The organism is Mesorhizobium sp. (assembly GCF_024509055.1).
Lineage (GTDB): Bacteria > Pseudomonadota > Alphaproteobacteria > Rhizobiales > Rhizobiaceae > Mesorhizobium.
The window spans coordinates 1-7817 of record NZ_JANINM010000564.1 but is presented as its reverse complement, the minus strand read 5'-3'; the positions used below and the strand labels follow the sequence as shown (position 1 = coordinate 7817).

Here is a 7817-nt window from a genome sequence, read left to right as displayed (position 1 = left end):
TTCGGAATGTACCAGCCCGAAACCTGGCCGTCGCTGATCGCCGTCCCGATCTGCTTGATCCGCCCCTCGGCGGCGCCCTTCGCGTAGACGTCGCCCAGCAGGCTCGGCGTCGATTCCGAAGAAATATCCGGCTGGCCCTTCTCGATCATGGCTGTGATCGTCGGCACGGTGTCGCCCGCAACCGTCGTTGCGTTGCAGCCATAACCGTTCTTCAGGATGAACTGGTCGACATTGGACATGGCCTCAGCCGACTGCCAGCTGAAGACAGCCAGCGTGATGTCGCCGCAGGCCGCGTTTGCGGCTCCGGCGCTCAGCAAAGCGCCGAGGGCAACGGCAGGAAACAGCAATCGTTTCATTTCTTGTTCTCCTCACTCAATGCGTGGTGTGTTGATTAACCGACACCGAACCCACGCTGTTCGGTGAGACCACGGACGCCGCGCCGGTGAAAACCATACGCAGCCATGTTATTCCTGCGCGCCGGCCGCCTAGGCTAGGCTTGGCGAAATCTGCTCCTGGCGTTTCGCCACGAACGCGTCGAGCTCTTCGCGAACCGACGGATCCATCGATGGTTGTTCGTAGCCGGCGATGATCGCTTGCGCTTTTTCGCGGCAGCGCTGGGGCATCTCCTTTGAGCCCTGAACCCGCCACTGCTCGTAGCTCAGATAGTCCAGCATCTCAGGCGCGATGAACGCGTCCTTGAAACGCTTGAGCGTGAATGCGTCGCCAAGATAATGGCCACCCGGCCCTATGCGTCGGACCGCCTCGAGCGCGTCGTCGAAGTGGTCAAACGAAACTCCCCCGGCGTATTTCGCCATCAGGAGGTTTTGCTCGGCGTCGGCTACAAACTTGGCCATGCAGCAAACAAGGCCTGCCTCATCCCATCCGCCGGCATGCATCATCAGATTCGCGCCGGCGCTAGCTCCAGACATGTAGGCGATCGCCGATTCATAGCCGGATTGGGCGTCGAATGTCTTTGCCGAAGACTGCGATGCGGTGGTTCTCCACGGAAGGCCGTAACGGCGCGCAAGCTGGCCGATGATGGCGTTCATCAACGTGACCTCGGGCATGCCCGACATCGGCGCGCCGCTCCGCATCGATACCGAGACCGAGTACTGCCCGTAGATCATCTTCGCGCCGGGCGCGGCGAGCTGCGTGTAGGCCAACGCGGCAAGCGCCTCCGCGTTCAACTGGGCGACCGTGGCCGGAATGTCGGCTGGCGTATTGGCAGCGCCAAGCACGAACGGCGACAGCAACACGACCTGGTTGGCTTCCGCGTAGACACGCAGTCCCTCAAGCATCGTGGCATCCCATACGAGCGGCGAGTTGCCCGACACGTGCCCCGCGATCACGGCGTTGTTTTCGAGGAATTCCCTGCCGTGCACGATGCGCGCCATCGCAATGGAATCTTCCGCGCGCTCCTGGCCCGTGGTCAGGCCGAAATACGGCATGTTGGTTTCCACAAGGCTGGAATGATTGATGTGCAGATGGCGCCACGGAACCGCGATGTCGGTCGGTTCGCAGGTAAAGCCGCCGGCTATATGGAACCCCGGCAGCATCTGGGTAAGCCGGTTCATGTTTCGAAGATCGTCGATGGTCGATGAGCGGCGCACACCCTGGAGATCGCGGATGTTCGGCGCACCCTGCATGGTGCCGAACGTCATCGTATCGAGCGATATTTCGACACGCTGATTTGGATCCCTGGAAGTCATTTCGAAGCCGCGTGGCGCCTTGGCGATGAGGCTCATGACCATGTCGCCGTCGAGATGAACGCGCTGTCCCCTCACGTCGGCGCCGGCTTCGCGCCACTGCCGCAACGCGGTTTCATCCCTGAAATCAATGCCGATCTCGCGCAGGATTGCGAGCGAAGCCTGATGTATGCGCTCCAGTTGCTCGGCACTGACGACCTCGACGGGCCGGATCCGGTATCTCAGCGTCGATAGACGGGGCCTGGTCTCGCCGATGCGTGCGGCAACCACCGATGAGCGGCCGCCGCGGCGGCGTGTCGAGGAAGTGTCGACAGCTGTCATCGCCGATGTCATCGCGAGATCTGTGTCGTGGCTGCGCGGACGTTGCGCTTGCACATCGGTTGGTCACCGAGACGGCTGGAATGAACCATTTCGCTATCGGGCATGCCAAAGACCTTGTTCACGATCGAATTCTCGTGCGCCGGCGCCTCACTGAAGAAGACAACGCAGGCACTGGCTAGCTTGGGAATAGGCAAAGCAATGCTGGCCAGCCGCTGTCGCTGAAAGCGGCATGATCTCCCTCTCCGGTCCTGTGCTCGGCTTACGTGAGGCGTAGTCGGCGGCTAACCCATTTGTCGCCGCGAACTGGACGCGCCATCCGCCTGTACGGCTATCTCGCGCTAAGGATTCCGTCGCGGCGGCAAATGGTAAAGGGCAATTCGATTCATGGATGTATAAGCGCAGACGCGGTGGCGATCAGCCGGCTATATCGTCAGCGCGGCACCGGTCGCGCGCCGTCGATCGGCAGACCGCGGTATCGGAGGGTCTAGTCTAGCGAGGAGTATTGGCTAGCAGCCAGTCCCGGAATTGAGTGACGGCTTTGCGGATCCCGGTTCCTGAAGGCATCACCGCATAGTGATGACGCCCAGTTTCGAGAGGGCAATCGAAGGCGATCCTCAACCGTCCCGTATCCAACGCCTGATCTATGATCGGCCTTTGTGCGAGCAAGAGTCCTTCCCCTCTTTCCGCCGCCTTCTGAGCCAGGAGCATGTCGTTGACTTCCAAGGCGACCGGCAAATTCGGGGGCACCGGCAAATTCAACGCCCTCAGCCAATCGCCCCAACCAGGCCTGAACCGGTAGGGATCGACATAGTGGATCAGCGGCGCGCTGACCAACTCTGAGATCGAGTCGAACGGGCCATGTCGCTCGAGGAATTCCGGGCTGCAAATAGGAACAATGTGTTCCGGCCAGAGCCGCACGCTGGTGCACCCGGGCCAATTTCCGTCGCCGAGACGAACGTGCAGATCGATGCTCGAGGACGGCAGATCCGGGTCGCGGTCAAGGCATCGGATTTCAATCTGCAAATTGGGATAATCTTGGCGCAGACTTCCCAGCTTCGGCAAAAGCCACTCCGTGGCGAGCACTGCTGAAACGCCTGCCACGATTTTGTCCCGCTGGAGTGAATCGTTTGTGATCTCGGCCAACGCCTCGGAGATGGTTCCAAGACCGCTTGAAACGGCGGAATAGAGCCGCGCTCCCTGGGTCGTCAGGCTGAGCGTCCTGTGTTCCCGCAGGAACAAGGGATGGCCCAGCGTCCCCTCCAGCTGTTTGATGCCATGGCTTACCGCTGGCTGAGTGATCGACAGTTCGCTGGCGGCCGTCGAAAAATTCAGATGGCGAGCAGCTACCTCGAACAAAATCAATCCATGCAGCGACGGTACTAACTGCCGAAAGCTCATCGATCGTGGCTCATATTTCCATGAATCTAATTGCTCTTTACCCCGGGAGAATGTGGCGGAATCCTCTTTCGTTGAAGAGGCTACCCGTTGGCCAAGGCTCCGACCAGAGAGAATTCACGATGGCGCCCGATCCGGTTCTCAGACCTCGACTTGACCGTTTGGTGTCAAGGTAGGCGATCGGAGACGGATCGCACGGCGCGGGCGCCTGCTAGCGCCAGGATACCTCCAACCCCAGCCAATCCACGGCGCCTGGTATCGACCAATGAACATAGTGAGCAACAACACGAATCTCTTTGGTGCCAATTTGATCGACCCTCGGTTGGGCGCGTCTCCCTTTTCGAACGCACGTTGCTACGATCTGGCAATCTTGGTCGTCCCCGGATTCTCCCAGGTTTGCCTTTCGTCGCTCATCGAGCCACTGAGACTGGCGAACATGTTAGCCCGCCGCGAGCTGTTCAGATGGCGGTTGGTGGGGCTTTCGAGCGAGCCAGTCTACTGTTCGAGCGGCATACCGATCGGCGTAGCCGCATCCGTGGATTCCGAGCGCGCAGCCGTCAACGCAGGCAAAATCTGCGATGCATTGGTTATCTGCGCGGCCGACGAAGTCGAAAAGTTCGGCTTGCAGTCGGTGTTGTCGCTTGTCCGGCTCCATGCCCGGCGCGGAACCACACTCTTCGGAGTGAACACCGGTGCCTGGCTTCTCGCCAAGGCAGGGCTCCCTGCCGGCGCCAGGTGCACCATCCACTGGCACAAGGCGGCCGCTCTGTCCGAGAAGTTCGAAGACTTGAGGGTCGAGACAGCGCTCTTCGTGCGGGACGGCGCATTGGTTACCTGCTCTGGCGGGTTCGCGGCCTTCGACATGATGATCGACACGATCGAAAAGGAATTCGGACAGGAACTGGCGGCGACAGTATGCCGATACATGACCGCTGATCATCTCCGCGACAGGACACGTTCCTTGGCGACGCCGGCGAGCCTGCGCCTCGCTGGAACCAGCGCCAAGCTGATCGGTGCAATTCGGGTCATGGAAGGCAATCTGGAGACGCCGGTTTCGCTGAACAGCATTGCCAAGCTGATGGGCACATCGCGTCGTCAACTGGAGCGACTGTTCCGCGGTTATCTATCCGTCTCTCCCAGTCGCCATTATCTCAACCTCAGGCTCTTTCGAGCCCGACAGCTACTGGATTCCACCGATCTTCGAATCCTCGAGATCGCGATCGCGTGCGGATTTGAATCTCCCTCGCATTTTTCAAAGACTTTCCGCGAGCACTTCGGCGAAAGTCCGAATTCAGTTCGTGCGGCAGCCAGCAGATGGCAGTACCGCGCTTATGAAACGGCCGACGATGGCCGCCGACCCCAAGGTGCCGTCGAGCTTGGCGGCTGCCGGGCGGACCCAGTCTGCTAAACCAAACAAGCATCATGAGCCGTCGCGATTTTCCTCCGCTGAACACGCTGAGAGCGTTTTGCGTCGTAATGCGGCGCGGAAAGCTATGTGAGGCGGCAGGCGAGTTGGAAGTGACCCCACAAGCCGTCGGTCATCAGATAAGGGCGCTGGAGGAGATGCTTCAGATCAAGCTCTTCGATCGGCGGTCGAACGGGCTCATGCCGACTGAGCAAGCCGTTCTGCTCTTCCACTTCGTCAGGTCAGGATTTGACGAGTTGGAGGAAGGGCTTGCAAGGATTTCCAGGCCACCCCAAGCGGATCGCATTGCAAAGATCAGCTAAGTCATTGATCTTGCTTTCTTCAATGAAAGCCCGTCAACGTATTTTACTCAGCTGAGTTCTTGAGCGAGCCCGATGAGAAGCCCTTCAGGCCCACGGATGTAGCATAGCCGATATGCGTCCTTGTACTGGACTACTTCGCCCACGAGCTGCGCACCGCGCGTGCGGAGCCTCTCAAGCGTCCCATCGATATCGTCCACGGTGAACATGGCGCGCAGGTAGCCCAGGGCGTTGACCGGGGCAGTGCGGTGATCCGCGACGATAGCCGGCGCGAGGAAGCGGGAGAGCTCGAGCCGGCTGTGACCGTCCGGCGTGCGCATCATGGCGATCTCGACTTGCTGATCGCCCAGTCCGGTGATCCGTCCGGCCCATTCTCCTTCGATCATGGCCCGCCCTTCGAGCTCGAGCCCGAGTTCGCGGAAGAAATCAATCGTCGCTCCAAGGTCTTCGACGACGATTCCGATGTTGTCCATCCGCTTGAGCGCCATGTTTCCAATCTCCAATCAAGGGTCGCCCAGCGTCATACCCGATAGAACTCCCGATACCACTCCACGAACCGCGGAACCCCTATTTCGATCGGTATCTCCGGCTTGAATCCCGTCGCCGCTTCAAGCGAACCGACATCGGCATAGGTCGCCGGAACGTCGCCCGGCTGGAGAGGCATGAGGTTGCGGATTGCCTTTCGTCCCAAGGCCTCCTCCAGCACGTCGATCAGCCGGTTCAGCTGAACCGGTGCGCTGCCGCCGATATTGTGGACCCGGAAGGGCGCGCTGCTGGTCGCGGGGTCGGGCGCAGAACTGCTCCACTCCGGATTGGGTGTGGCGGGACGCTCCATGACGCGAACCAGCCCCTCGACGATGTCGTCGATGTAGGTGAAGTCGCGTTGCATGTCGCCATAATTGAAGACGTCGATCGGTTCGCCCGCAAGGATCGCCTTGGTGAAGATGAACAAGGCCATGTCGGGTCGCCCCCATGGCCCATAGACCGTGAAAAAGCGGAGGCCGGTCGTCGGCAATCCGAAGAGATGGCTATAAGTATGCGCCATCAGCTCGTTCGCCTTCTTGCTCGCGGCATAGAGGCTGAAGGGATGGTCCGCCGAGTCGTGGACCGAAAACGGCATCCGTGTGCTGCCGCCGTAGATCGAGCTGGACGACGCATAGACCAGATGCCCGACAGACGCGTGCCGGCAACCCTCAAGGATGTTGAGGAAACCGCTGAGATTGCTTTCCGCATAGGCATGCGGATTGATCAGCGAGTAGCGCACGCCGGCTTGCGCCGCGAGATTGACGACGATCTCCGGCGCAACTGACTGCAGCAGTGACGAGATGCGATCCCGATCGGCGAGGTCGACATGCTCGAACCGAAAATTCCGGTATTTGCCCAGCCGGTCGAGCCGCGCCCGCTTCAGGTTGATGTCGTAGTATTCATTTACGGAATCGAGGCCGACAACCTCCCTCCGGTCGGCAAGCAACCTTTGGCAGAGATGAAAACCAATGAAGCCGGCCGCCCCGGTGACCAATATCGGCTTGCTCGATGTCAACGAACACCCCTGGTGTTAATCGCGTTTGCAGGCTCCACTATTGTACCTTTTCGGCGGCGAGGTCGAGCGGACGAACCGAACCGCCGAGGAGGCGAACTCTCGCCTCCTCCGGCGGCCGCCACGATACGCTCCAAAGAAAACGAGCTACGCTGTCGGGAAAGGCGTTGACCGTTCGTCCTCTGATTATGCAACCGCCCGGAGCCTCCGAATGCTTCCCATCATCACAGCCTTCGAACGTTCGCCAGATCGCGGCAAGGGGCAGGCCCGCGACATGCGTGTTCGCTGGGCATTCGAGGAAGTGGGCCAGCCATACGATGTCCGTCTCGTCTCCTTTGAAGAGATGAAGCAACCCGCACACCGCGCGCTGCAGCCATTCGGGCAGATCCCAACCTATGAGGAAGGCAGCCTCGTCCTGTTCGAGACGGGCGCGATCGTGTTCCACATCGCGGAACGCCACGCCGGGTTGCTGCCGCAAGAGCCGAACGCCCGGGCGCGCGCCATCGGCTGGATGTTCTGCGCGCTGAACACCGTCGAGGCGCCGATCCTGGAGCTGCAGGTCGCGAAGTTCGCGGAGGCCAATGAACGCTGGACTGAGGCGCGCCTGCCCCTGGTCAAGGATCGCATCCGCGACAGGCTGGGTCAGCTCTCAGCGCGCCTCGGCGATGCCGAATGGCTCGACGGCGGCTTCAGCGCCGGCGATCTCCTGATGGTGACGGTGCTGCGCAGATTGAACATATCGGGCCTGCTGGACGAATATCCGAACCTCGCCGCCTACGTTGCGCGCGGCGAGGCGCGGCCAGCCTTCAGGCGCGCTTTTGACGCCCAACTGGCGGTCTTCACCGCCGCATCGGCTGGCCGGTAAGGCTGGCGCGGTCGTCAGCCACGGTGCAGGTAATCCTCGATCGACTTGGCCTTCATCTCGATCGAGAAGCCCGGCTGCGCCGGCGGCATGTAGGCGGCGTCGCGGATCACGCAGGGCTCCAGGAAATGCTCGTGCAGATGGTCGACATACTCGATCACCCGCCCGTCCTTGGTGCCTGAGACCGCGACATAGTCGATCATCGACAGGTGCTGCACATATTCGCAAAGGCCGACGCCGCCGGCATGCGGCCAGACCGGCAGGCCGAACT

General features: G+C 60.8%; 9 protein-coding genes. 3 read left to right on the top strand and 6 right to left on the bottom strand.

Going from position 1 to position 7817, the window contains the following annotated elements:
* The 3 genes from Q0L57_RS34155 to Q0L57_RS34145 all read right to left on the bottom strand — a co-directional run.
* A partial coding sequence (locus Q0L57_RS34155; protein ID WP_296747687.1) for a glycine betaine ABC transporter substrate-binding protein occupies positions 1-356 on the bottom strand: 356 nt, incomplete at its 3' end.
* Positions 357-485: 129 nt separating this feature from the next.
* On the bottom strand, positions 486-2027 hold the full coding sequence (locus Q0L57_RS34150) for a trimethylamine methyltransferase family protein (RefSeq protein ID WP_296747685.1): 1542 nt from the start codon (positions 2025-2027) through the stop codon (positions 486-488).
* 489 nt (positions 2028-2516) lie between these two features.
* The gene (locus Q0L57_RS34145) at positions 2517-3425 is read right to left on the bottom strand and encodes a LysR substrate-binding domain-containing protein (RefSeq protein WP_296747683.1); all 909 of its coding nucleotides are present in this window, start codon (positions 3423-3425) and stop codon (positions 2517-2519) included.
* Between the two features lie 262 nt (positions 3426-3687).
* On the opposite strand from Q0L57_RS34145, the gene Q0L57_RS34140 reads away from it, so the two are divergent.
* On the top strand, positions 3688-4830 hold the full coding sequence (locus tag Q0L57_RS34140) for a GlxA family transcriptional regulator (RefSeq protein WP_296747682.1): 1143 nt from the start codon (positions 3688-3690) through the stop codon (positions 4828-4830).
* 14 nt (positions 4831-4844) lie between these two features.
* Positions 4845-5150 carry a LysR family transcriptional regulator gene (locus tag Q0L57_RS34135; RefSeq protein ID WP_296747681.1) on the top strand — a complete coding sequence of 102 codons (306 nt, stop codon included), beginning with the start codon at positions 4845-4847 and terminating at the stop codon, positions 5148-5150.
* 47 nt (positions 5151-5197) lie between these two features.
* Here the strand turns inward: Q0L57_RS34135 and Q0L57_RS34130 are convergent, their stop codons facing one another.
* A complete protein-coding gene (locus Q0L57_RS34130; protein ID WP_296747679.1) occupies positions 5198-5635 on the bottom strand; it encodes a VOC family protein in 438 nt (145 codons plus the stop codon).
* A gap of 32 nt (positions 5636-5667) precedes the next feature.
* The gene (locus Q0L57_RS34125; RefSeq protein ID WP_296747678.1) at positions 5668-6687 is read right to left on the bottom strand and encodes an NAD-dependent epimerase; all 1020 of its coding nucleotides are present in this window, start codon (positions 6685-6687) and stop codon (positions 5668-5670) included.
* Between the two features lie 208 nt (positions 6688-6895).
* Here Q0L57_RS34125 and Q0L57_RS34120 point away from each other — a divergent pair, with 208 nt between their 5' ends.
* Positions 6896-7549, top strand: a complete 654-nt coding sequence (locus Q0L57_RS34120; protein ID WP_296747676.1) for a glutathione S-transferase family protein — start codon at positions 6896-6898, stop codon at positions 7547-7549.
* Positions 7550-7563: 14 nt separating this feature from the next.
* Here Q0L57_RS34120 and Q0L57_RS34115 read toward each other — a convergent pair.
* Positions 7564-7817: enolase C-terminal domain-like protein (locus Q0L57_RS34115; protein ID WP_366940977.1), on the bottom strand; the 254-nt coding region annotated here is incomplete at its 5' end.

What these genes read in the sequence shown, in the direction of transcription:
- Q0L57_RS34150 (WP_296747685.1), bottom strand. Translation starts at nt 2,027, where the DNA reads ATGACAGCTGTCGACACTTCCTCGACACGCCGCCGCGGCGGCCGCTCA.
- Q0L57_RS34145 (WP_296747683.1), bottom strand. Translation starts at nt 3,425, where the DNA reads ATGAGCTTTCGGCAGTTAGTACCGTCGCTGCATGGATTGATTTTGTTC.
- Q0L57_RS34140 (WP_296747682.1), top strand. Translation starts at nt 3,688, where the DNA reads ATGAACATAGTGAGCAACAACACGAATCTCTTTGGTGCCAATTTGATC.
- Q0L57_RS34135 (WP_296747681.1), top strand. Translation starts at nt 4,845, where the DNA reads ATGAGCCGTCGCGATTTTCCTCCGCTGAACACGCTGAGAGCGTTTTGC.
- Q0L57_RS34130 (WP_296747679.1), bottom strand. Translation starts at nt 5,635, where the DNA reads ATGGCGCTCAAGCGGATGGACAACATCGGAATCGTCGTCGAAGACCTT.
- Q0L57_RS34120 (WP_296747676.1), top strand. Translation starts at nt 6,896, where the DNA reads ATGCTTCCCATCATCACAGCCTTCGAACGTTCGCCAGATCGCGGCAAG.